Source organism: Micromonospora sp. LHW51205, from assembly GCF_003315815.1.
Lineage (GTDB): Bacteria > Actinomycetota > Actinomycetes > Mycobacteriales > Micromonosporaceae > Micromonospora > Micromonospora chalcea.
Genome location: NZ_QMEZ01000005.1, coordinates 288592 through 311214 on the forward strand (window position 1 = coordinate 288592; position 22623 = coordinate 311214).

Below are 22623 nucleotides of genomic sequence, written 5' to 3' on the forward strand. Positions count from 1 at the left end.
ACTGTCGGCGGGTGGCGGAACCCGATCTGACCCTGACCGCGACGCTGCGGCCGGCCGCGCTCGACGCCCGCCGCGGCGTGGTACGCCTGCACCCCGAGGTGCTCACCGCGCTGGCGCTGCGCCCCGGCGATCCGGTGCGGCTGACCGGCCGCCGGACGACCGCCGGCATCGCGGCCGCCGCCGACCCGGGCACCAGCGGCGTCCTGCTGCACGCCGACGACCTGCTGCTCGGCAACCTGGGGCTGCGGGCCGGCGGCCAGGTGACGGTGAGCCCGCTGCCGGCCACCCCGGCGCGCCGGCTCACGCTGGCCGGCCCGGCCGCGGTGGTCGCCGCGGTCCCGCCGGAGATGCTGCGGCTCGCGCTGCTCGGCAAGGTCGTCACGCCCGGCGACGACGTCTCGCTGCTGCCGCAGGACGTGCTCCCGGACGCCGCCGTGCGCGGCCTGATCGAGGCCGCGCGGCGCAGTCTCGCCAGCTCCGTCGGGTACGCCTGGACCAGCACGCTGCTCAACGTCGTGTCCGTCGAGCCGGCGGCCGGCGCGCTCGTCACCATGGACACGGTGGTGGGCTGGGAGCACGGTCCGGCCACCCGGGGCTCCGGCCCGGTGTCCCCGGGCGCGCCCGTCTCCGCCCCCTCGGCCGCGCCGGCCGGGACGGAACGGGCCGAGGGCCTGCTCGGCCCGGAGGACGCCCCGGACGTCGACGAGCTGCCCGGCCTGCGCGCCCAGGCCGAGGAGCTGACCGAGCTGCTGGACCTGGGCTTCCACCACCGTGAGGTGCTGGGCCGGCTCGGCACCACCGTCTCGCTCGGCGTGCTGGTGGAGGGACCGGCGGGCTCGGGCAAGTCAGCGCTCGTGCGCGCCGTCGCGGCCCGGGTCGGCGCGGGTCTGCGCCCGCTCTGGGCGCCGGAGCTGGCCGCGCTCACGAACGACGCGGCGGCCCGCAGGCTCCGCGAGGCGGCGTCGGCGGTACGCGCCGGCGGACCGGCCGTGCTGCTGGTCACCGACGTGGAGGCGATCGCCCCGGCCGACGAGCCGGGTCCGCTGGCCACCGTGTTCCGCCAGGTGGTCGCCGAGGCGCTGCGGGCCGGCGTGGCGGTGGTCTGCACCAGCGGGCGACCGGAGGCGGTGGACCCGGGGCTGCGCGGCCCGGATCTGCTGGCGCTGCGGATCACCGTGCCGCTGCCCGACGCGGCGCTGCGCCGGGAACAGCTGACAGTGCTCACCCGGCAGGTGCCGCTGGCCGGCGACGTACGGCTGGACGAGGTGGCCGGCCGTACCCCCGGGTTCGTCGCGGCGGACCTGGCGGCGCTCGTCCGCGAGGCCGGGGTACGCGCGGCGCTGCGGCAGAAGACGGCGGAGACGCCGACGGTGGCGATGACGGACTTCACCGAGGCGCTGGAGGTGGTCCGGCCGACGACGATGTCCGTGTCCACGCTGGAGCTGGCGTCGGTGACGCTCGACGACGTGGGCGGACTGCACGACGTCAAGCAGACGCTCACCGAGTCGGTGCTCTGGCCGCTCACCTACCCGGACACGTTCGCCCGGCTGGGCGTGACGCCGCCGCGCGGGGTGCTGCTCTACGGGCCGCCCGGCTGCGGCAAGACCTACCTGGTGACCGCGCTGGCCGGGTCCGGGCGGGCGAACGTGTTGTCGGTGAAGGGCGCCGAGCTGCTCTCCAAGTGGGTGGGTGAGAGCGAGCGGGCGGTGCGGGAGCTGTTCCGCCGGGCCCGCCAGGCCGCGCCCACGCTGGTGTTCCTGGACGAGGTGGACGCGCTGGCCCCGGTTCGCGGGCAGGCCAGCGACGGCGGCACCACCGACCGGGTGGTGGCGGCGCTGCTCACCGAGCTGGACGGGGTGGAGGCGCTGCGCAACGTGGTGGTGGTCGGCGCGACGAACCGGCCGGAGCTGGTCGACCCGGCGCTGCTGCGTCCCGGCCGGCTGGAACGTCTGGTCTACGTGCCGCCGCCGGACGGGCCGGCCCGCGCGGAGATCCTCCGCGCCGCCGCCCGGGGCGTACCGCTCGCGCCGGACGTCGACCTCGACGCGCTCGGCGCCGAGCTGGACGGCTTCTCCGCCGCCGACTGCGCCGCGCTGGTACGGGAGGCGGCGCTCGCCGCCATGCGGGAGTCGCTCAACGCGAGCACCGTGACTGCCGCGCACGTCGGTGCGGCCCGGGACCGTGTCCGGCCGTCGCTGGACCCGGTGCAGCTCGCGCACCTGGAGTCGTACGCCGCCGGCCGGTCCTGACCGGTCAGCGCTCGTCGCGGCGGCGGGCACGCTCCGGTGCCGTGAGGACCGGCTCGTCGGCGTACTCGTCGTCGGCGAAGTCGTTGCCCTCGTCGTAGGCGGCGTACTCGTCGTCGGCCGGCCCGGTCTCTCCCCGCTCCTCCCGGAGCGCGGTCTCGTGGTCCTTGACGACCTGGGAGTCCTCGATCTCGCCGCGCCAGCCCTCGACCGCGTCCGGGTCGAGCACGGTCCGGGTCATCACGTGCCGGACGAAGTGCTTCAGCTCCAGCCGGACCCGGCGGCCCTGGGCCCGCCACAGGTTGCCGGTGTGCTCGAAGAAGCCCTGCGGGTGGTACTGCAGCACGACCAGGATCCGGGTCAGCTCCGGGGCGACCTCGTGGAAGCTGACGCTGCCGTCGACCGAGCCCTTCTCGCCGGTGGACCGCCAGTGGATGAGCCGGTCCGGGATCTGCCGCACGATCGTCGACTCCCAGGTCCGGTGCGACCAGAGCACCTGCGCCTTCCAGGTCATCTTCTCGTCGTCGCAGTCGGCCTGTTCGACCTTCTTCATGAAGCTCGGGAAGTCGCCGAACGTCGTCCACTGGTTGTAGGCGACCCGGACCGGTACGCCGACCTCGATGGTCTCGACGATGTTGGTGACCTTGAGCTTCCGGCCGCCGTCGCCGCCGCCCTTGCGGCCGAACGCCGCCATCAGCTTCTCCCTACCGCCGGCCACGCCGGCATGGAACATGGCCTTCACCGGGGAGCTGCCCTCGGCGAGCTTCCGCGCGCCGGTGGCGGCGGCGACCAGGCCGGGGTCGCCGCCCTGCTGCGCGTACTCGCTGAGTCGTCCGGTCGCGGCGGTGACCCGGTCGCTGATCGCCTGGACGGCCCGTTCACCGAGAGCCGCGGCGAGGTTGCGCAGCTCGCCGCCGATCTCGTCGCGTACCCGGCCGGTCAGATCGGTCGTCGCCATCGTCACCGCCCCCGCTGCTGTCGGTCCGGCGCCTCGGGCTGCTCGTCCAGCTCCGGTTCCTCGTCCGGCGCGGAACGCTCGGCGTCCGGCCGGCCCGGGCCGCTCCGGCGGCGCAGCGCGTCGGCCCCGTCGCGCAGCCGGCCGCCGATCGCGTCGATGCCGCTGCCGGCGGCGGCGGTCGCCGCGGCCCGCCCGGCCGCCACCAGCGGCGGCGCCAGCCCGCCGAGGTTGCGCAGCTGCGGACTGGCGCCCATCAGATCCGCGCCGAGCCGCTTGATGCCGCCGGGACGCTGGCTGGCCCGCCCGGCGGCGACCGCCGCGGCGAGCGTCAACGCGGTACGCATCTTCCTCCGGCGACCCAGCAGGTAGCCGAAGCCCACCGCCAGCGCCACCCGTGCTCCGCTTTTCATCCGCTCTCCTCCGCACTCCCCGGGGCGCGAACTACCCGTCACCCCGTTGGGAAAACATTTCCTCAGGGGAACGGAAAAGGCGGCCGAAACTTCACGTCAAGCGCCAGGGAGCTGCAAGAACGGGTTTCAGCGGATCGGCAGCGCCGAGTCGAGGCACATTCGGGCGTGCACTTCTCCGCCCTCCTCGCGCAATTCCGCACCGCATTTACGAAGAACGGAGAGAGCGCCCGCGTTGTCCGGCGTGGTGTCCGCGACCACTGTGTGCATCCCGGCCGCCGCGGCGGTGTGCAGCAGCTGCCGCAGCGCGGCGGCACCGAGACCCCGGCCCCGGGCGGAGCGGCCCAGCCACATGCCCGTCTCCACAGTGCCGGGCTCGTCCCGGCGGGTCATCCGGATCATGCCGACGACCTCGCCGCCGGAGACGATCGCGTACATGGCGGTGCGGGTCGGGCCGTCGAGTCCGCCGAGGTTCGCCCGGTGGAACTCCCGGAACGCGTCCCGGCGGGCGAGCGACCAGCCCGCGGGCGCCTGCACCGGAGGCATCACGTCCTCCGGTTCCGCCTCCGCCGCCGCTACGGAGAGCAACGGTTCCAGGTTCCGCTCGTCCACCGGCTCCAGCCGTACCGCACCCGTCACGAGGCGCAGTCTGCCGCTACCTGTCCGGGCCGTCCACCCCTTTGGGCCCGGATTGCCGCTATGGCCGACCGCCTCGGCCGGTCGTACCCCCGGGGTGTTCCGCCTCACGCTGCGTTGTCATCCGACCGGGTGTTCCGGCGTGAGCGTGCTCACGCCGGAGGAGCGAACTCGCACAGCACCACCGAGGCGTCGTCGGTGCGCTTGCGCCGCCGCAGCCGCTCCGGGTGGTCCCGCTCGGCCGCGCGGACCCGGTCGATCAGCCCTTCCGGGCCCGCCACGGTCAGCACCTCCAGCAGCCCGGCCCAGTCGAACAGGCCGAACTGGTCGACCGCGCAGGAGGCGCCGTCGCTGAGCAGCGCGGCCCGGCGCAGCGCACCCGGACCGCGCAGCGGAAGCGTGCCGGTCAGCGCGTGGTACGCCGCGTCCGGGTCGCTCGCCGCCGCCCAGTAGCCGTGGGTGCGGTTCATCCGGGTCCGCTGCACCGTCGTCGCCCGCCGGAACCGGGTCGCCGGGTCGGTCTCGCCGTCGGGCAGCGCGGCGGCGCTGCGACGCAGGTCGGCCACCGCGTCCGCGAGCCGGTCGTCGGTGACCACCTCGATCCCGCGGTCGGTGTCGAGCACCAGCGGGCTGTCGCAGAGCACCAGGTAGTCGACCCGGTCGCCGCTTTCCCGCAGCAGGCAGACGGTGGACGAGGGGGTGCCGGGATGGTCCAGGTCGCACGTCCCGCCGTGGTCGGCCCGGACCGCGAGGATCGCCGCCGCGAGGCTGCTCATCAGCGTGGCGGCGGGCCGGGCCGCGATCGCCAGGCCGATCCGGGCGGCCAGGTGCCGGACGTACCAGGCGGGACCGTGCACGCATCCGGTGTCGAAGCCCTCCGGCACGGTGGCCCCGTCGAGGACGCCGACGAGCGGGCCGATCCGGAAGACCACGTCCTCGTTCTCCGGGCGGCCCGGCGCCGGGTCGGAGGCGGAACGCACCCGCATCACCGGCGCCTCCCCGGCCGGGCGGGCCGGCCTGCTGCCGATCGCGTACCGGCGGTCCGGTGCTCCCATCGTCGCCTCCGTTCGTCGTCGCCGGCCGCCTACCCGGCCCGCGCCAGGTCATCCGCCACCGGCCCGATCGGGGTAACCCTGCGTCATCACTCCCGCACTTTCGGTAGCGTCGGACGCGACCGGGTCGGTCCCGGTGACAGGGGGATTCGAGATGTTGGAGCGGTTGCACGAGGGCGGCATCCGGGCGGAGCACGCATACCTCGCCGGGTTCGTCAGCATCGGCCTCTCGGTCACCAGTTGGTTCCTCTCCAAGCACATGGAGCGCGCCGGAGTGGCGCGGGCGGACCGCTGGGGCATCTTCATCGGCGAGTGGGCGCCGACGTTCTTCGCCATCGGCAACGGGCTGCGCACGTACGAGAAGTGAGGCGGGTCAGCGCCGCCGGTTGCGGGCCCGCGACGAGCGCAGCCGGCGCAGCCGGCCGATCAGCACCGGATCGGCGGCGAGCGCGGCCGGGTGGTCGAGCAGCGCGTTGAGCAGCTGGTAGTAGCGGGTCGCGGAGAGCCCGAACGTGTCCCGGATGGCCTGTTCCTTGGCTCCGGCGTGCTTCCACCACTGCGCCTCGAAGGCGAGGATCCGCTGCTCCCGCTCGGTGAGGCCGGCCGGCGTCGTGCCCGCGGCGCCCGTATCCGCCGCTTCCGGACCGGGCTGCTCGACCGGCGCGGTGGACTCGACGGGCGGTGACCCGGGCCGGACGGACTCCGACGGCTCCGACGGTGCGGTGGACTCGACGGGCGGAGCGGTGCGCGGTGGCGGAACCGTCCCGCCCGCGTGGCGCGTACCCGCTGCCGGGCCGGACGGGTCGACGGCGGCCCGCTGCGAGGCGTCGGCGGACATGGCGCTCCTCTCCGACGGCGGGTGACCGGCACGCGGAGCGCGCCGGCCGGGGGAGCCCCAGCGTAACCAGGGCCGCCCCCGGCCGCATCGGACGCGGGGTCCGCGCCGCCGGGGGGAGCCGGCGGCGCGGACCAGGTCAGGCGATGTCCCGCCGCCGCATCGTCCAGAACGCGGCCACGACCGCGCCCACCAGGGCCACGCCGAACACCACAGCCGACTGCTGCCAGGTGACCACGTACGTGGCCGGCTCGCAGGCGCCCTGGGAGAACTGACAGGTGTCGTAGTCGAACAGTTCCGCCTGCTTCAGGAACCACGACTGGGCGTACGTGGAGAGCACGTACCGGTCGCCGAACTGCACCCCGAGCACGGCGACCGCGATCCGGATGCCGATCTCACTCACCGCGAAGATGCCCACCGCCGCGCCGAGCGCCATCGCCGTGTGCCGGCCCAGCGAGGCCAGCGCGAACCCGACCGCCGCCACGAGGAGCGTCATGCCCAGCGCGCGCAGCCCGTCCAGCCCGATCGACTGCCACACCCCGGCGGTCATCTTCGCGGTACTGCCCCGCTGGCCGGCGATCAGCCAGAACGCCGCCGTCCAGAGCGCGCCGAGCACCACGGTCAGGCCGAACACCGTGGTCAGCAGGGCGGCCAGCTTCGTGCCCAGCACGGTCAGCCGCTTCGGTCGCCACAACAGCAGGTTCATCATCCCGCCGGTGTTCCACTCGGCGCCCACGAAGGAGGCGCCGACGATGAAGCCGAACAGCGCCACGGAGGCGGCGAACACGGCGATGAACATGGGGAACTCGGCCCGGAAGTCGAACTGGTAGGGCAGGTTCCACTTCGGGTCGAACATGTCCGGCTGCGGCGCGTAGTCCTTGCCACAGTTCGGGCCGTACTCCTCCTCGGTCTGCTCACCGCGGGCCTGCGCGGCCTCGCACGCGGCGACCCTGCGCTTCCACCCCTCCGTCGCCTGCTGGTACTGGGCCCGGGAGTCGGCCTCCGCCGCCGCCACCACGTCCGGCGAGAGCTTCTGACTGGAGAAGCTGAACGCGGTGGCCACTGTGGCCAGGCCGACGAGCAGCAGGACGAGCATCAGCCGGGTCAGCCGGCGCTTGCCGAGCCGGCGCAGCTCGGTGACGAACAGGCTCATGCGCCCCAACCTCCTGCGGTGCCGGTCTGGTCGACCTTGGCGGACTGATCGACCTGACGGTGCTGGCCGGGGACCGGCGCGGTGGCGGTCAGTTCGAGGAAGACGCTCTCCAGGTCGACGGCGACCGGGGTGAGCTCGCTGACGTACAGGCCCTGCTCGGCGAGCAGGCGGCTGACGGTGGCCGGCTTGTCCACACCGGACAGCATCAGGTGGTCCGGCTCGGCGGTCACGCCGACCCCGGCACGGCTGAGCGCGTCGGCGGCCTGGGGCAGGTCGTCGACCGCCTCCAGGCGTACCCGCACGGCGCCCTGGGAGTGGGCCGCGAGCACCTGGTCGACCGGTCCGAACGCGACCCGGCGGCCGAGCGAGATGATGGTGACCGAGTCGCAGATGAGTTGGATCTCGCCCAGGATGTGGCTCGAGAGCACCACAGTCATCCCGGCCTCGGACAGCTCCCGCATCAGCCCGCGCATCTCCCGGATGCCGCCCGGGTCGAGGCCGTTCGCCGGCTCGTCGAGGATCAGCAGCTTGGGGTTCTTGAGCAGCGCGGACGCGACCGCGAGGCGCTGCTTCATGCCGAGCGAGTAGGTCTTGACCCGCTCACCCGCCCGGTCGCGCAGCCCGACCAGCTCCAGCACCTCGTCCACGCGCTGCTTGGGCAGCTCACCCGCCTGGGCGAGCAGGCCCAGCGTGTCCCGCGCGCTGAAGTGCGGGAAGAACTGCGGACTCTCCACGATGGCGCCGACCTGCCCGGCGACGGCCGGCAGCGCGTGCGGCAGCTCCTGACCGAGGATCGCCATCCGGCCGCCGTTCGGCTTGATCAGGCCGAGCAGCGTACGCAGCGTGGTGGTCTTGCCCGAACCGTTCGGGCCGAGGAAGCCGTGCACCTGGCCGGCTTCCACTCGCATGTCGAAGCCGTCGAGCGCGTGGCGGACCCCGCGCTTCCGGCTCCGGTACGTCTTGCGGAGACCTTCGATCTCCAGGACAGCCGACACAGCTGACCTCCCCCGATAAGTAGGCGTCAGCGACACCATACGCGGTATGCACCGGATGGCAATACCCGGTATGCAGTGTCGGCGCGCCGAGGCGCGTCGAGGCGCGTTAAAAAGGGGCCCCTCCTCTACCGCAGGCGTTAAGAAGGGTCCCTTCCTTGCGCCGTCAGGCGCAGACGACGTGGACGCCGGCCTCGCGGAACGCCGCCACCACGTCCGGGGACGCGCCGGAGTCGGTCACCAGCGTCTCGACCCGGTCCACCGGGCAGATCCGGGCGAACGCGTGCCCACCGAGCTTCGAGGAATCGGCTATCACGACGACCCGCTTGGCGCGGGCGACCATGAGACTGTTCATGGCCGCCTCCCCCTCGTGGTGCGCGGCGGCGCCGAGCTGCGGGTGGATCGCGTCCACGCCGAGCAGCGCGACGTCGAGCGTGACCTCACGCAGCAGCGCCCCGCCCAGCGGGCCGACCAGCTCGAACGACTTGGGCCGGACCACGCCGCCGGCCACCACCACCTTCATCCGCGAGCGCACCAGCAGCTCGTTGGCGATGTTCAGCGCGTTGGTGACCACGGTGAGCTGGGCGCCCTCCGCGCTGGTGTTGAGGTCGGGGCGTACGGCCAGCGCCCGCGCGACCTCGGTGCTCGTGGTGCCGCCGTTGAGGCCGACCACGGTGCCCGGGGAGACGAGGGCGGCGGCGGCCGTGCCGATCCGCTGCTTCTCGGCCGAGTGCTTCGCGGTCTTGTAGCGCAGCGGCAGGTCGTAGGAGACGCCGTTGGCGACCGCGCCACCCCGGGTGCGGGTGATCATCTGCTGCTGGGCGAGCTGGTCGAAGTCACGCCGGATGGTGGCCTGGGAGACGTCCAGCCGGTCGGCCGCCTCCTCGACGGTGACCCGGCCGCTGTCGGTCAGCATCTCCAGCAGCGCGTTCCAGCGCGCGTAGCGGTCCACCGCTGGGGCCTCCCTGACTATGCGTGAACGGTGATCGGTTGCGTGCACACTAGTGCGCGAAACTCAGTCCGCGCAAAAGCCTTCGCTGCGCGAACTTGGAGACAGTTGCCACAACCACGCCGCTTCGCGCAGAATGACGCGCGAAAGACGGCAGTATCGCGCCGTATTGCGCAAGGGTTTTTCCCGGCGAGGAGTTGTCATGGCGTACGTGCACGCGGAGATCGCGAGCCAGCCCGACTGCTGGCGGGAGGCGGCGCGACTCGCTCCGACCGTCGCCGAGCGCCTGCCGCGCCCCGGCGAGCGGGTCGCGGTGGTCGGTTGCGGCACGTCGTGGTTCATGGCCATGGCGTACGCCGGGCTGCGCGAGGCCGCCGGCCACGGCGAGACCGACGCCTTCCAGGCCAGCGAGTTCCCCACCGGCCGCCACTACGACCGGCTCATCGCGATCACCCGCTCCGGCACCACCACCGAGGTGCTCGACCTGCTCGCCGCGCTGCGCGGGCGGATCCCCACCACGGTCCTCGTCGGCGACCCGGACTCGGCCGCCGTCGCGTCCGCGGACGCCACTGTCGCGCTCCCCTTCGCCGACGAGCGGTCGGTGGTGCAGACCCGCTTCGCCACCACCGCGCTCGCGCTGCTGCGCGCCCACCTCGGCGAGGACCTCAGCCGGCTCGCCGCCGACGCGGAGGTGGCCGTCCGGGCCCCGCTGCCGATCGACCCGGCCGGCATCGAGCAGGTCACCTTCCTCGGCCGCGGCTGGACCGTCGGGCTGGCCCAGGAGGCCGCGCTGAAGTGCCGCGAGGCGGCCACGTTCTGGGCCGAGGCGTACCCGGCGATGGACTACCGGCACGGCCCGATCTCGGTCGCCGCCCCCGGCCGGCTGGTGTGGGCGCTCGGCGAGATCCCGGACGGCCTGCCGGAGGACGTGGCCGCCACCGGCGCCGCGTTCGTGCACAGCCGCACTCACGGCTGGCGCACGGTGCTGACGAGCTGGGCGGCCGGGCGCAACCCGGTCGACCCGATGGCCGACCTGATCCTGGCCCAGCGTTTCGCGGTCGCGCTCGCGACCACCCGTGGCCTCGACCCGGACGCGCCGCGCCACCTGACCCGGTCCGTGGTCCTGGCATGAGCGAACGCACCGAGCGCAGCGAGGGCCGTGAGCGCATGCCCAGTCAGCACGGCGTGAGCGAGCGAAGCGAGCCCACGGCGTGAGTGGAGGCGACGAGGTCGTCGTCGCGCTGGACGTGGGCGGCACCGGGATGAAGTGCGCCCTGGTCCGGCCGGACGGCACGACAGTGCACACCGAACGGCACGACACCGGCGCGCAGCGCGGCCCGGAGGCGGTGGTCGGCACGATCCTCGACGTGGCCGAAGGGCTGGCCGGCAAGGCCCGCGCCGACGGCCGTGCGCCGGTGGCCTGCGGCATCGCCGTACCCGGAGTGGTCGACGAGGCGCGCGGCTTGGCGGTCTGGTCGGCGAATGTGGGCTTCCGGGACGTACCCCTGCGGGAGCTGGCGGGCACGCGGCTGGGACTGCCCGCGGCGCTCGGCCACGACGTGCGTGCCGGCGGCCTGGCCGAGGCGCGCCTCGGGGCCGGGCGGGACGCCGGCCACGTCCTGTTCGTCGCCATCGGCACCGGCATCGCCGCCGCCCACGTGGTCGACGGGTCGGCCGCCAGCGGCGCGCACGGCGCCGCCGGGGAGATCGGCCACATCCTGGTACGGCCCGGTGGGCCGCGCTGCGGCTGCGGGCGGACCGGCTGCCTGGAGGCGGTGTCGTCGGCCTCGGCGATCGGACGCCGGTACGCGGAGCTGTCCGGCGCGCCCACCACCGCCGCCCAGGTGGCCGAGCGCGCGGCGGCCGGTGAACCGCTCGCCGTGGAGGTGTGGCAGGACGCGGTCGAGGCGCTCGCCGACGGACTGGCCACCGGGCAGGCGCTCTACGATGTGTCGACAGTGGTGCTCGGCGGCGGGCTGGCCCAGGCCGGTGCCCGGCTGTTCGACCCGCTGCGGGCGGCGCTGCGCGAGCGGCTGACGTTCCATCGCGAACCGCGCCTGGTCGCGGCCGACCTCGGCGACGAGGCCGGCTGCCTCGGCGCCGCCCTGCTGGCCCTGGACACCCTGGTGAAGGAGAGTCGATGACCCGGCGCGTGACCGGCAAGGTGGTGACCCCGACCGGCGTCATCCGGCAGGGCTGCGTGGAGATCGCGGACGGGCGGATCACCGCCGTCGCCGAGTATCCGTCGGTGCGCGACGGGCACTGGATCGTGCCGGGCTTCGTGGACATGCACACCCACGGCGGCGGCGGGCACACGTTCACCACCGGCGACCCGGAGGCGGCGCGGCAGGCCGCCGCGTTCCATCTCGGGCACGGCACCACCACGCTGCTGGCCAGCCTGGTCAGTTCCCCGTTCGAGCTGATGCGCGACGCCACCGCCGCCTACCGCCCGCTGGTCGAGTCCGGCGTGCTCGCCGGCGTCCACTTCGAGGGCCCGTACCTGTCTGCCGACCGCTGCGGCGCGCAGAACCCGGAGTTCCTGCGGGACCCGTCCACGGCCGAGCTGACCGAGCTGATCGAGCTGGGCGGCGGCGCGGTACGCATGGTCACGCTCGCGCCGGAACGCGACGGCGCCACCAAGGCGATCGAGCTGCTTGTCGCGCAGGGCGTGGTGGCGGCGGTCGGGCACACCGACGCGACCTGGGAGCAGACCCGCGCGGCGGTGGCCGCGGGCGCGACGGTCGGCACCCACCTGTTCAACGGGATGCGCCCGGTGCACCACCGTGAGCCCGGCCCGGTGGTGGCGCTGCTGGAGGCCCCGAACGTGGTGTGCGAGCTGGTCGCCGACGGGGTGCACCTGCACGACGGGATGCTCGGTTTCGCCACCTCGGTGGCCGGCCCGGAGCGGGCCGCGCTGATCACCGACGCGATGGCCGCCGCCGGCATGCCCGACGGCGAGTACGAGCTGGGCGGCCAGGCGGTCACCGTGGCCGGCGGGGAGGCCCGGCTCGCCCACAACGGCGCGATCGCCGGCAGCACGCTCACCATGGACGCCGCGCTGCGGCACGCGGTCGGCGCGGGCGTGGCCCTGCCGGACGCCTGCCGCATGGTCGCCACCACCCCGGCCCGCGCGATCGGCCTGGGCGACCGGGTCGGCGCGCTGGTCGCCGGGCTGCGCGCCGACCTGGTGGTGCTTGACGACGACCTGAACGTGGTACGGGTGATGCGCGGCGGTAACTGGGTGGAGTGACCCGCCCGGCGGTCAGGCGGTGGGCACCTCGACGCCGAGTACCGCCTGCTCGTCCGGCCGGTGCACCAGCACGTCCGCCAGGTACGACTGCACCGCCCGGCGCATCCCCACGTCCCGCCCGGCCTGCTCGGAGAGCAGCCACTTGTGCTCGATGATCTGGGCGAACAGCTCCTGCGGCTCCAGCTTGCGGCGCAGGTGCGCGGGCACCGCCCGGACCACCGGCTCGAAGACCTCGGTCAGCCAGCGGTGCGCCGCCTGCTGCTCGTCGGTCAGGTCGCTCTCCACCCGGTAGGCGTCCAGGTCGTTGAGGAGCCGGCGGGCCTGGTTCTCCTCCGCGTCCAGGCCGGTGAGGCGCAGCAGCCGCCGGGTGTGGTAGCCGACGTCGACCACCTTCGGCCGCACCAGGTAACGCCCGTTGTCGACAGTGGACATCGCCACCTCGGCCACGTCGAAGCCCAGCTCGTTGAGGCGGCGGATGCGGCGCTCGATGTCGTGCCGGGCGGCGCGCTCGACCTGCTGCTCGTAGGTGATCTCGTGCCAGAGCTGCTCGTAGCGCCGTACGACCTCCTCGCAGACCACCTCCGGGTCAATCGACTCGTGCAGCAGGCCGGCGGCCTGCAGGTCGAGCGCCTCGCCGAAGATGTTGACCCGGGCGATCTCCAGGTCCTCGCCGCGCTGCCCGTTGGACAGCGACGGGTGCAGCGCGCCGGTCTCCGCGTCCACCAGGTAGGCGGCGAACGCGCCCGCGTCCCGCCGGAACAGCGTGTTGGACAGCGAGCAGTCGCCCCAGAAGAAACCGGTCAGGTGCATCCGGACCAGCAGCACCGCGAGCGCGTCGAGCAGACGGTTCATGGTCTCCGGCCGCAGCGTGCGGGAGAACAGCGCCCGGTAGGGCAGGGAGAACTGGAGGTGGCGGGTGATCAGCACCGGGTCCAGCGGCTCGCCGTCGTCGCTCTGCCGGTCGGCCACGATGGCGACGGCCTCCACCGACGGGAAGTCGATCCGCTCCAGCGCCCGCAGCAGGTCGTACTCGCGCTCGGCGACCCGCTCGCCGGTCTCCTTCACCGCGTAGACGTACCCGCCGAGCCGGACGAACCGCACGATGTGCCGGGAGATGCCCTGCGGCAGCGCCACCAGGTGCTCGGCAGGCCACTGCTCCAGCGGGGTCGACCAGGGGAGGTCGAGCAGCGCCGGGTCGACGAGAGCCGAGGTGATCCGCACGGCAACCAGTGTGACCGCTCACCCCCGGACCGCGCTTCCCTTCGTGGCTCGGCACACAGCCGCCGATGCCCGCGCCGCCCCGGCGCCGTCGGCGGCCGGTAGCGTGGTCGCGTGCGTCAGACCTCAGGGGTACGCGGTCACCTGCGGCTGCGGCCGGTCCGGCCGGCCGGGTGGTGGTTCGACGGGCTGCTGCTCGCGGCAGTGGTGGCGATCACCGTGGCGCTCGCCTCCGGGCACCTGTTCGGGCTCGACCGGGCCGTCGCCGACTGGTCCGACGAGCACCGCCCGACCGCCGCCCGCTGGGTGGCGATGACGCTCAACCTGCTCGGCCAGGGCACCCCGCTGACGCTGCTCGCGGCCGGGCTGGGCGTGCTGCTGGCGCTGCGGCTGCGCTCGGTGCGGCCGATCCTGCCGCCGGTGGTCGCGTTCGTGCTGACGTTCTTCACGATCGGCCCGCTGAAGGTGTGGACGGCCCGGCCGGCGCCGAGCGCCTCGGTCAAGGAGCCGTTCCTGTCGCCCGAGCAGACGCTGCCGCTGTTCCAGCACGACCTGCCGGTCCGCTTCGCCCAGTCGTACCCGTCCGGGCACGTCGCCAACGCGATCGTCTGGTACGGCGTGCTGGCCCTGCTACTGGCCCCGCTCGTGCGCACGGTCGGCCGGACCGTGCCGCCCCGGCTGGTCACCGTGGTCCGGGTGGTGCCCCCGGCGGTGGTCTTCTGCACCACCGTCTACCTGGGCTGGCACTGGCTCACCGACTCGATCGCCGGTCTGCTGCTCGGCCTGCTGCTGGACCGGCTGCTGCGCCGGGTGCCCTGGGACGACCTGCCGCTGCCGCGCCGGCTCGGCGACTGGCGGCGGCCGGTCGACTGGTCCGCGCCGGGCTGACCGGGCGACCGCACCCGCTGTTCACCGCACGCTCCTAGGCTGCCGGTGTGGAACAACTGGCGCGGCGACTCGGCGTACCCGACGCGGTCGTCATCGGTCTCGGCTCGATGCTCGGCGCGGGCGTCTTCGTGGTCTTCGCCCCCGCCGCGGCGGCAGCCGGCGGCGTCGGTCTGCTGGTCGCGCTGGCGGTCGCCGGCTTCATCGCCTACTGCAACGCCACCAGCTCGGCCCGGCTCGCCGCCCGCTACCCCGAGTCCGGCGGCACCTACGTCTACGGCCGGGAACGGCTGCACCCGTTCGCCGGCTTCCTGGCCGGCTGGGGATTCGTGGTCGGCAAGACCGCGAGCTGCGCGGCCATGGCGCTGACCGTCGGGGCGTACCTGTGGCCGGGGCGGGCGCGGCTCGTCGCCGTCCTCGCGGTGGTGGCGGTGACGGTGGTGAACCTGCGCGGCATCGGCAAGACCGCCGCCGCCACCCGGGTGCTGGTCGCGGTGGTGCTCACGGTGCTCGCCGTGGTGGCGGTGACCGGCGCGCCGCAGGTGGCGGCCGACCGGCTCACCGCCCCCGCCGACCTCGGGGTACGCGGTGTGCTCACCGCCGCCGGGCTCCTCTTCTTCGCGTTCGCCGGGTACGCGCGTATCGCCACGCTGGGCGAGGAGGTACGCGACCCGGAGCGCACCATCCCGCGCGCGGTGCCGCTGGCGCTCGGCGCGGTGCTGGCGATCTACCTGACGCTGGCGGTGGTCGCGCTCGGCGTGCTGGGCGCCGACCGGCTGGCGTCCACGGACGCGCCGCTGGTCGAGGTGGTGACCGCCGCCGGGCACCCGGGGCTGGCCTGGCTGGTCCGGGCCGGCGCGGCGGTAGCGGTGACCGGGGTGCTGCTGTCGCTGCTGGCCGGTGTCGGTCGCACCTCGCTGGCGATGGCCCGCCGCCGGGACCTGCCGCGCGTGCTCGCGGCGGTGCACCCGCGCCACCGGGTGCCGCACCGCGCCGAGCTGGCCGTGGCCGCCGTGGTGATCGCCGTCGTCGCGGTCGGCGACGTCCGGGGCGCGATCGGCTTCTCCAGCTGCACCGTGCTGGTCTACTACGCGATCACCAACGCGGCGGCGCTGACGCTCGGCCCGGACCCGGCCCGCCGCGTACCGGCCCGGGTGCTCGCCGCGCTGGGGCTGGTCGGCTGCCTGGTGCTGGCGGTCAACCTGCCGCTGCCGAGCGTGCTCGCCGGGTTCGGCGTGCTCGCGCTCGGCGCGCTCGGGTACGCCGTCCGCCGCCGTCGTCGACCTGCCTGACGCGGCCGGTCACTCCTCCGGGCGGCGCGCGGCGGGTGGACCGGCGGGCGCCGGCGGCGGCGCGGGCGTGGTCTCCCGCAGCAGCGCGGTCAGCCCGGCCCGCCGGGCCACCACAGTCAACCGGTCACCGGCCTGGATCACCATCCGCGGATCGGCCGTCCAGTCGGCTTTCTGGTTCGGCCGGGTGTACGCGAGCAGGCGTACCTCGCCGGGCCGGGCCACCGCGCTCAGCGGACGCCCGTCCAGCGGTGAGCCCGCCACCACCGGCACCTCGGTGACCAGCAGCGCGTGCCGGTCGACCGGGATGGTGGCGACGACCGCGCGGTCCAGCAGCGCCGCCGCGAACGACGGCGCGGCCAGATAGGACACACTGCGCGAGATGCCGATGCCGAACGCCTGCTGGATCCGCTCGGCGAAGTCGCCGTCGAACAGCCGCAGCACCACCCGCAGGTCCGGGTCGAGCGACCGGGCGATCAGCGCGGCACGCAGGTTCGTCCCGTCGTCGGTGGAGACCACCACCAGCGCCTGGCAGGTGTCGACGGACGCGGACCGCAGCGTCTCCTCCCGGCCCGCGTCGCCGACGATCAGCGGCACCCCCAGCCGGTGCGCCAGCGCGGCGCCCCGCGCGTCCGCGTTCTTGTCGATCGCCACCACCTCGACGCCGAAGTCGTGCAGCTGGGCCATCACCCGGGTGCCGATGTTGCCCAGCCCGACCAGCACCACGTGCCCGGAGCGGTCCGGCTGGACCCGCCCGGCGTGCAGCGCCAGCCGGGCGTTTACGACGCCGTCGACCACGGCGGCCGTGATCAGCGGGATCAACGCCAGCCCGGCCAGGTTGAGCACCACCTGCATGACCTGGGCGGCGACCGGCTTGTTGACGTCCGGGTCCTGGCCGGTGAGTGTGGTGACCAGCGTCAGGTAGACCGCCTCGCTCCAGCTGACGTCGGCGGCCCGCGCGTTGAGCCAGCCCAGCACCGCGATCACCCCGAGCAGCACCAGCACCGCGATGCCGATCTTGCGGGTGGCGAAGTGGCGGACCGCGCGCAGCAGCACCGCCGCCGGCTGCCGTCGCCGCCGCGCCCGCACCAGCCGCCGCGCGGCCACCTCCGTGCCCGCCGGCCGGCCGGTCGCCTCGGCCAGTACCACGTCGGCCGCGGCCTCGTCGGCGGGCAGCACCCGGACCAGGTCCGGGTCGGTGGTGACGGCCAGGCCGCAGACCACGTCCTGCGGGCGTACGTCGTCGCGCCGCGCCACGTACAGCGTGCGCCCGGCGTGCCGGAAGTGGGTCGGCGCCACCTCGCCCAGCGCGGCGGCGACGAAGGCGGGCGCGGCCATCGAGGCGTCGGAGAGCACCGCCGAGTCCGGGAAGAGCTGGCGCAGCCCGTCCGCCAGGTTGGTGTTGAACATGCGTACCACCAGGCGCAGCCGGGACTCGACCTCCTGGGCGCAGAGCGCGGCGTGCATGTTGCCCACGTCGTCCTGGTTCAGCAGCGCCAGCCCGGCCGCGCCGGCCAGTCCGGCCCGGCGGAACGCCGCCTCGTCGAGGCGTTCGGCGGTGACGACCCGTACCCCCGGCACGTCCCGCCCGTCCGGGCCCTCGGACCGGCGGCGGGCCGGCACCACGAGCGTGACCCGCACCCGCCCGTCGGCGCTGTCGGTGGCGAGCAGCGACCGGACCACCCAGTAGGCGAGCGGATCGGAGCCGCACACCACGAAGTGGGGGCGTTCGTCCCCGTTCATCCGGAGCCGCCAGCCGGTCGCGCGGCGTGCGCGGTCACGCAGGGGCTCGGCCATGTCCGGATGGTAGTCAGCCGCTCGCGGTACGCGCAGCCCCCTCGATCATGAACGCATGGCGTGGCCGGGTACGGGTAGAGCACCGGCATGCAGACTTTCCTGCCGTATCCGGACTTCCTGGCCAGCGCCCGGACGCTGGACCAGAAGCGGCTGGGCAAGCAGCGCGTGGAGACGATCCAGGTGCTGCGCGGCCTGACCCGGCCGGACTACGGCTGGCGCAACCATCCCGCGGTGAAGATGTGGGCCGGGTACGAGGAGGCGCTGACCCGGTACGGGCTGGACATGTGCGCGGTGTGGTGCGAGCCCGGCCGGGCCGACACCTGCGCCGGCACGCTCGCCACCGACCTCGCCACCGCCTGCGGCATCGCCGTGATCCGCACCCAGGACGAGCTGGCCGCCGCCGGTGAGCTGCCGCCCTGGCTGGGCCGCGACGACCTGCACCGCAGCCACCGGTCGTCGCTGCTGCGCAAGGACCCGGTCCACTATGCGCGGCTGTTCACCGACGTCTCCCCCGACCTGGAGTACGTCTGGCCCCCCTCCGACCGCCCCCGCCACTGCCTGCCGTGAAAGGAAGGGCCCCTTTTTAACGCCTCCGGTAGAGGAAGGGCCCCTTGTTAACACCTCCCCCGCGCCCCCTGCGCGGCGCACTCGGCGCGCGGGCGGCCGGCGCGCGGCGCGGACGTAACCGGGCCGCCCGGCGTTAAGAAGGGCCCCCGCACATCCGTATGCGTTAAAAAGGGCCCCTTCCTTTCACCTCGGGCAGACTGGGGGGACCACCGACTGAAGGATGCCCCCGTGAGTCTGTCGCAAGTGGTAGGTCGCCTGATCGGCGTACGCGAGCACGTGGTGGACCCGGGCGGCGGTGGCGCTCCCCGCGTGTCGCGACCGGTCGCGGCACTCGTGGTCGGCGGCGGCATCGCCGGCATGTCGGCGGCGGTGGTGCTGGCCGAGCGCGGAGTGGCGGTGACCGTGCTGGAGGCCGCGCCGCACCTCGGCGGCCGGCTCGGCGCCTGGCCGGAGGAGCTGCCCGACGGCGTCCAGCGCAACGAGCACGGCTTCCACGCGTTCTTCCGGCAGTACTGGAACTGGCGTTCGATCCTGCGCCGCGTCGATCCGGAGCTGGGCTTCCTCAAGCCGATCCCGAGTTACCCGATCCTGTCCGAGCAGTGGCCCACGGAGGAGTTCGGCAAGCTGCCGCCCGCGCCGCCGGCGAACCTGCTGGCGCTGCTGCTGCGCAGTCCGAGCCTGCGCCTGGCGGACCTGCGCACGATGGATCGAGACGCCGCGCTGCCGCTGCTCACCTACGACCCGGTGCGCACCTACGAGGAGTTCGACGAGCGCACTGCCGACGAGCTGCTCACCTCGCTGCGCCTGCCGGACCGGGCGCGAGCCATGCTCTTCGAGGTCTTCTCCCACTCGTTCTTCAACCACGAGGCGGAGATGTCGGCTGCCGAGATGATCGCGCAGTTCCACTTCTACCTGCTCGGCAACCCGGAAGGGCTGGCGTTCGACTGCCCGGACCGGGACTACGCGACGGCAATCTGGGAGCCGCTGACCCGGCACGTGGAGAAGCACGGCGGCCGGGTGCTGACCGGCGCTCCGGCGGCCCGGCTGGACCGTACCCCGGAGGGCTGGCGCGTCACCGGCGCGGACGGCGACGCCTGGGAGGCGCCGCACGTGGTGCTCGCGGTGGACCCGCCCGCGCTCGCCGCGCTGGTCGCCGCCTCGCCCGGCCTGGTCGCGGCGGCACCCGAGCTGGTGGCGCGGATGCCCGCGTTCGGCACACCCGGACCGCCGTACGCGGTGGCGCGGTACTGGATGGACGGGGACGTCCGCCCGGACCGGGCGGTGTTCAGTGGCGTCTCCCGGCAGCCCACGCTGGACTCGGTGACGCTCTACCACCGGCTGGAGGACGAGCCCCGCCGCTGGGCGGAGCGGACCGGCGGCTCGGTGGTGGAGTTGCACGCGTACGCCTGCGAGCCGGACGTGCCGGCCGACGAGCTGGCCGCCCGGATGCTGCGGGAGCTGACCGCGCTCTGGCCGGAGGTGGCCGATCTGCGGGTACGCGAGTTGCGCGCCCGGGTCGAGGCGCAGGCACCGGCGTTCACGCCGGGTAGCCACGCCGGGCGTCCGGGGGTGAAGACCGACGCGGCGGGCCTCTACCTGGCCGGCGACGGCATCCGCACGGAGTTCCCGAGCGCGTTGATGGAACGGTCGGCGGCCACCGGGATCATCGCGGCGAACCACATCCTGCGTGCCGAGGGGGCGGCGGCCGAGCGGGTCCGCTCGATCCGTCCGCGCGGCCTGCTGGCCGGCAGGGTGAACCCGAAACGGTCATAGGCGGGCAAAAGCGCCTCTACGCTCGACTGATCCGGTGACACGGGAGGTCGGGCGGTGAGCACCGCGACGCGCGAGCGGCGCGACGAGGAGCACGGGACACCACGGGACGAGCGGACCGCGGTGGTCACCGCGCTGCGACTCGGCTGGTCGATGGCGGACGCCTACCACCACGCGCAGACCGCCGACCTGACCGACGGCGGACACCGGCCGGTGGCCGCGCCGCCGAAGCTGTCGAACCTGACCGAGTTGGCCGGGTGGCACCGGCTCGGCATGTACCTGGACGGCGTGGACGTGGCGCTGGCCCAGATCGCGCCGCTGACCCCGGCGGGCCGTACCGTGCCGTCCACCGCCGCCGCCCGCCGCGCCACCGGCGCCGACCGGGACCCGTTGCTGCGGGCGCTCGACGACCTCAACATCGACGTGCTGCGCTGGACGATGGCGACGAACCACCGGGTGGGTGTGGCGTACCGGCTCGGGCGCTCGCTCGCCGACACCGTACGGCGCGGCGACGCCGACCGGCTCCCGGGCCGGTTCGGTGGCCGGCACCTCCAGATCGGCAGGTGGCTGGACGAGCTGGCGAGCGTGCTGCCGCCGTACTCGGCCGCCGTGGTGCGCCGCTCGCTCGCCGCCTGGGCCACGGCTGTCGGCCGGGCCACCGTCGGCGACCCGGGCGAGGCCGGACTCGCCGACCTGGCCCGGGAGCTGCGCAACCAGGGCGACCTGTGGCAGGACGTGCTCACCGGTGGGCTGCATCCGCGCGACCTGCTGGACGAGGAGAACTGGGCGGTGATCGCCCGCAACGTCGTCATCCGGGACCGGAAGCTGGTGGCGCAGGCGGCCCGGGGCATCTTCTGGCCGGTGCTGGCACCACTGCTTGTGGTGCTGCTGGCGGTGGTGGGCGTCAGCGCCGCCGCGGCGGCCGGCTCCCCCACCACCCGGGCGGCGGTGGCGCTCGTCGGCCTCGGCGCCGGGCTCACCGCGATCTGGCGGTCGATCTCCACGCCGACGCTGTCGGTGGCCGCCGAGGTGAACCGTCCGCTGCTGGACAGCGAGCTGGTGGTGCAGATGACCGCCCGGATCGACCGGCCGCTCGCCGCCGCGCGAAGCGCCGGCCGGGCCGGACGGCAGCGGCGACCCACCGAGGACGGATCGAAATACGTTGGCCACGATTCCCGAATCGATCTACCGTGAGCGAGCAAGGTCAACCACCGTTCCAGGAGCCGTCGATGTCGCTGCGATACGCCACCACGATGACGTCGTGGCTGCTCGGCGACGGCTGCCGGGAACACGGTCCCTGGCCCGGAGGGCACGACTGACGCGCGTCGCGCGTCCCCGTCGTCGCCGCCCGGTCCCGTGGACCGGGCGGCTTTTTCGTCGCCGTACCGCCGATCGTGAAGGGAGAGCCCGGTGGACGCCGTCCTCGTCATAAACGCCGACCTCGGCCCGCTGCACCGGGTCACCGTCAAGCACGCGATCCGGATGCTCTGCCGCCGAGTCGCCGAGATCCACGAGGCCGAGCCGGACCGGGTGATCGGCGTCTTCCCGCTGCCGCGGGTGGTCCGCCTCGTCCGGTACGTGGTGACCCGCTGGCGGTTCAGCGCCGGCCCGGCCTGGTCCCGGGCCGGGGTGCTGGCGCGCGACCGGCGGCGGTGCGCCTACTGCGACGGCGCGGCCAGCACGATCGACCACGTCCTGCCCCGCTCGCGCGGTGGCCGGAACACCTGGGGGAACACCACCGCCGCCTGCTACGCGTGCAACCAGCGCAAGGGTGACCGGACCCCGGCCGAGGCGGGCATGCCGCTGCGGCGGGCTCCGGTGACGCCGAGCTGGGCCGCGCTGGCGCGGTGACGGACGGCCGGCGGGCACAGGGGGCGGTGTCGGGGGTACGCCCCGGCGCCGCGCCCGCCGGTCCCACCAGTGCGCCTACCTGTCGAGACGCCGGGCCAGCCCGTCGAGCAGGAGGTCCAGCCCGCCGCCGAACTCGTCCTCCGGTACGACCACGCCGGCGTCGCGCGCGGTCGCGGCGAGCAGGGGGAACTCGCCGCGGGGCAGCGCCGCGATGACAGCCGTGCCGGGCCCGGCCAGCGCGCCCAGGTGTTCCATCTGGATCGCGCCGACCACGTAGCCGAGCAGGGCGCGGAACGCGATCACCCGTCCCGTGCCGGTGAAGCCGGCCCCGGTCAGCACCGCGAGCACCGCCTCGCCCCAGCGCAGGATCGTCGGCGAGCGGTGCCGGTACGCGGGGAGCAACGGCACCACTGCCGGGTGGAGACCGACCGCGCGGCGTACCCGCTCGGCCAGGTCCCGGATGCCGTCCGCCCACGGGACGTCGGGCGGCGGGCGGGTGTCGACCGGTTCGAGGACCCGCTCGACGACGAGCGCTTCCAACTCGTCGCGGTCGGCGACGTAGCGGTAGAGGCCCATCGTGCTGGTGCCGAGCTGCGCGCCGACCGCGCGCATGGTGAGGCCGGCGAGGCCGTCCCGGTCGAGCACCGCGAGCGCCGCGTCGGCGAGCTGGGCCGGGGTCAGGGAACGGGGGCGGGGCATGGCCTTGACAGCGTACAAGATACGCCTACGGTTGTAGGAGTACGTCGTACGCCTACAACGGGAGCGCGC

At 74.4% G+C, this 22623-nt stretch carries 22 protein-coding genes; 11 read left to right on the forward strand and 11 right to left on the reverse strand.

Going from position 1 to position 22623, the window contains the following annotated elements; all coding sequences use genetic code 11:
• Positions 1-11: 11 nt before the first annotated feature.
• Positions 12-2249 (forward strand): AAA family ATPase, encoded by a 2238-nt coding sequence (locus DQE82_RS20810; protein WP_113973544.1) that lies wholly within the window; start codon positions 12-14, stop codon positions 2247-2249.
• A gap of 4 nt (positions 2250-2253) precedes the next feature.
• Here the strand turns inward: DQE82_RS20810 and DQE82_RS20815 are convergent, their stop codons facing one another.
• The 4 genes from DQE82_RS20815 to DQE82_RS20830 all read right to left on the reverse strand — a co-directional run bounded on the left by DQE82_RS20815 (position 2254) and on the right by DQE82_RS20830 (position 5302).
• Positions 2254-3204 (reverse strand): SRPBCC family protein, encoded by a 951-nt coding sequence (locus DQE82_RS20815; protein WP_113973545.1) that lies wholly within the window; start codon positions 3202-3204, stop codon positions 2254-2256.
• A 2-nt stretch (positions 3205-3206) separates the two neighbouring features.
• On the reverse strand, positions 3207-3614 hold the full coding sequence (locus DQE82_RS20820; RefSeq protein WP_043327974.1) for a hypothetical protein: 408 nt from the start codon (positions 3612-3614) through the stop codon (positions 3207-3209).
• 126 nt (positions 3615-3740) lie between these two features.
• Positions 3741-4250 carry a GNAT family N-acetyltransferase gene (locus DQE82_RS20825; protein WP_043327973.1) on the reverse strand — a complete coding sequence of 170 codons (510 nt, stop codon included), beginning with the start codon at positions 4248-4250 and terminating at the stop codon, positions 3741-3743.
• 149 nt (positions 4251-4399) lie between these two features.
• Positions 4400-5302: a hypothetical protein gene (locus DQE82_RS20830; protein ID WP_104113964.1), complete on the reverse strand. Its 903-nt coding sequence runs from the start codon at positions 5300-5302 to the stop codon at positions 4400-4402.
• A 151-nt stretch (positions 5303-5453) separates the two neighbouring features.
• Between DQE82_RS20830 and DQE82_RS20835 the strand changes: the two genes are divergently transcribed.
• Entirely contained in the window at positions 5454-5666 is a 213-nt protein-coding gene (locus tag DQE82_RS20835) for a hypothetical protein (RefSeq protein ID WP_013288875.1), read from the forward strand.
• A gap of 6 nt (positions 5667-5672) precedes the next feature.
• Here DQE82_RS20835 and DQE82_RS20840 read toward each other — a convergent pair whose 3' ends face one another.
• The 4 genes from DQE82_RS20840 to DQE82_RS20855 all read right to left on the reverse strand — a co-directional run bounded on the left by DQE82_RS20840 (position 5673) and on the right by DQE82_RS20855 (position 9231).
• A complete protein-coding gene (locus DQE82_RS20840) occupies positions 5673-6137 on the reverse strand; it encodes a DUF3263 domain-containing protein (protein WP_043327971.1) in 465 nt (154 codons plus the stop codon).
• Between the two features lie 136 nt (positions 6138-6273).
• Positions 6274-7287, reverse strand: a complete 1014-nt coding sequence (locus tag DQE82_RS20845; protein WP_113973546.1) for an ABC transporter permease subunit — start codon at positions 7285-7287, stop codon at positions 6274-6276.
• Positions 7284-8282 carry an ATP-binding cassette domain-containing protein gene (locus DQE82_RS20850; RefSeq protein ID WP_043327969.1) on the reverse strand — a complete coding sequence of 333 codons (999 nt, stop codon included), beginning with the start codon at positions 8280-8282 and terminating at the stop codon, positions 7284-7286. The genes DQE82_RS20845 and DQE82_RS20850 overlap by 4 nt, the downstream gene beginning before the upstream one ends.
• A 163-nt stretch (positions 8283-8445) precedes the next feature.
• On the reverse strand, positions 8446-9231 hold the full coding sequence (locus DQE82_RS20855) for a DeoR/GlpR family DNA-binding transcription regulator (protein ID WP_113973547.1): 786 nt from the start codon (positions 9229-9231) through the stop codon (positions 8446-8448).
• A 199-nt stretch (positions 9232-9430) separates the two neighbouring features.
• On the opposite strand from DQE82_RS20855, the gene DQE82_RS20860 reads away from it, so the two are divergent.
• The 3 genes from DQE82_RS20860 (at position 9431) to nagA (ending at position 12478) form a co-directional block, all read left to right on the forward strand.
• Positions 9431-10360, forward strand: coding sequence for an SIS domain-containing protein (locus DQE82_RS20860; protein WP_043327967.1), 930 nt, complete (start codon positions 9431-9433; stop codon positions 10358-10360).
• A 79-nt stretch (positions 10361-10439) separates the two neighbouring features.
• On the forward strand, positions 10440-11372 hold the full coding sequence (locus tag DQE82_RS20865) for an ROK family protein (RefSeq protein ID WP_113973548.1): 933 nt from the start codon (positions 10440-10442) through the stop codon (positions 11370-11372).
• A complete protein-coding gene (gene nagA / locus DQE82_RS20870) occupies positions 11369-12478 on the forward strand; it encodes an N-acetylglucosamine-6-phosphate deacetylase (RefSeq protein WP_064446740.1) in 1110 nt (369 codons plus the stop codon). Before DQE82_RS20865 ends, nagA begins: the two co-directional genes overlap by 4 nt.
• A 12-nt stretch (positions 12479-12490) precedes the next feature.
• On the opposite strand, the gene DQE82_RS20875 is transcribed toward nagA, so the two are convergent.
• Entirely contained in the window at positions 12491-13699 is a 1209-nt protein-coding gene (locus tag DQE82_RS20875) for a DUF4032 domain-containing protein (RefSeq protein WP_030502801.1), read from the reverse strand.
• 111 nt (positions 13700-13810) lie between these two features.
• On the opposite strand from DQE82_RS20875, the gene DQE82_RS20880 reads away from it, so the two are divergent.
• Together DQE82_RS20880 and DQE82_RS20885 are read left to right on the forward strand one after the other, a co-directional pair.
• Positions 13811-14584, forward strand: a complete 774-nt coding sequence (locus tag DQE82_RS20880; RefSeq protein ID WP_113973549.1) for a phosphatase PAP2 family protein — start codon at positions 13811-13813, stop codon at positions 14582-14584.
• Between the two features lie 47 nt (positions 14585-14631).
• Complete coding sequence (locus tag DQE82_RS20885; RefSeq protein WP_113973550.1) at positions 14632-15873, forward strand: APC family permease; 1242 nt, start codon at positions 14632-14634, stop codon at positions 15871-15873.
• A 9-nt stretch (positions 15874-15882) separates the two neighbouring features.
• Here the strand turns inward: DQE82_RS20885 and DQE82_RS20890 are convergent, their stop codons facing one another.
• The gene (locus tag DQE82_RS20890; protein ID WP_369799321.1) at positions 15883-17667 is read right to left on the reverse strand and encodes a TrkA family potassium uptake protein; all 1785 of its coding nucleotides are present in this window, start codon (positions 17665-17667) and stop codon (positions 15883-15885) included.
• An 87-nt stretch (positions 17668-17754) separates the two neighbouring features.
• On the opposite strand from DQE82_RS20890, the gene DQE82_RS20895 reads away from it, so the two are divergent.
• The 4 genes from DQE82_RS20895 (at position 17755) to DQE82_RS20910 (ending at position 21855) form a co-directional block, all read left to right on the forward strand.
• On the forward strand, positions 17755-18234 hold the full coding sequence (locus tag DQE82_RS20895) for an MSMEG_6728 family protein (protein WP_104113969.1): 480 nt from the start codon (positions 17755-17757) through the stop codon (positions 18232-18234).
• A gap of 228 nt (positions 18235-18462) precedes the next feature.
• Entirely contained in the window at positions 18463-20007 is a 1545-nt protein-coding gene (locus DQE82_RS20900; RefSeq protein WP_113973551.1) for an FAD-dependent oxidoreductase, read from the forward strand.
• Positions 20008-20061: 54 nt separating this feature from the next.
• Complete coding sequence (locus tag DQE82_RS20905; protein WP_113973552.1) at positions 20062-21198, forward strand: hypothetical protein; 1137 nt, start codon at positions 20062-20064, stop codon at positions 21196-21198.
• 216 nt (positions 21199-21414) lie between these two features.
• Positions 21415-21855 carry an HNH endonuclease gene (locus tag DQE82_RS20910; protein ID WP_043327959.1) on the forward strand — a complete coding sequence of 147 codons (441 nt, stop codon included), beginning with the start codon at positions 21415-21417 and terminating at the stop codon, positions 21853-21855.
• Between the two features lie 75 nt (positions 21856-21930).
• Here DQE82_RS20910 and DQE82_RS20915 read toward each other — a convergent pair whose 3' ends face one another.
• The gene (locus tag DQE82_RS20915; protein ID WP_233514729.1) at positions 21931-22554 is read right to left on the reverse strand and encodes a TetR/AcrR family transcriptional regulator; all 624 of its coding nucleotides are present in this window, start codon (positions 22552-22554) and stop codon (positions 21931-21933) included.
• Between the last annotated feature and the right edge of the window lie 69 nt (positions 22555-22623).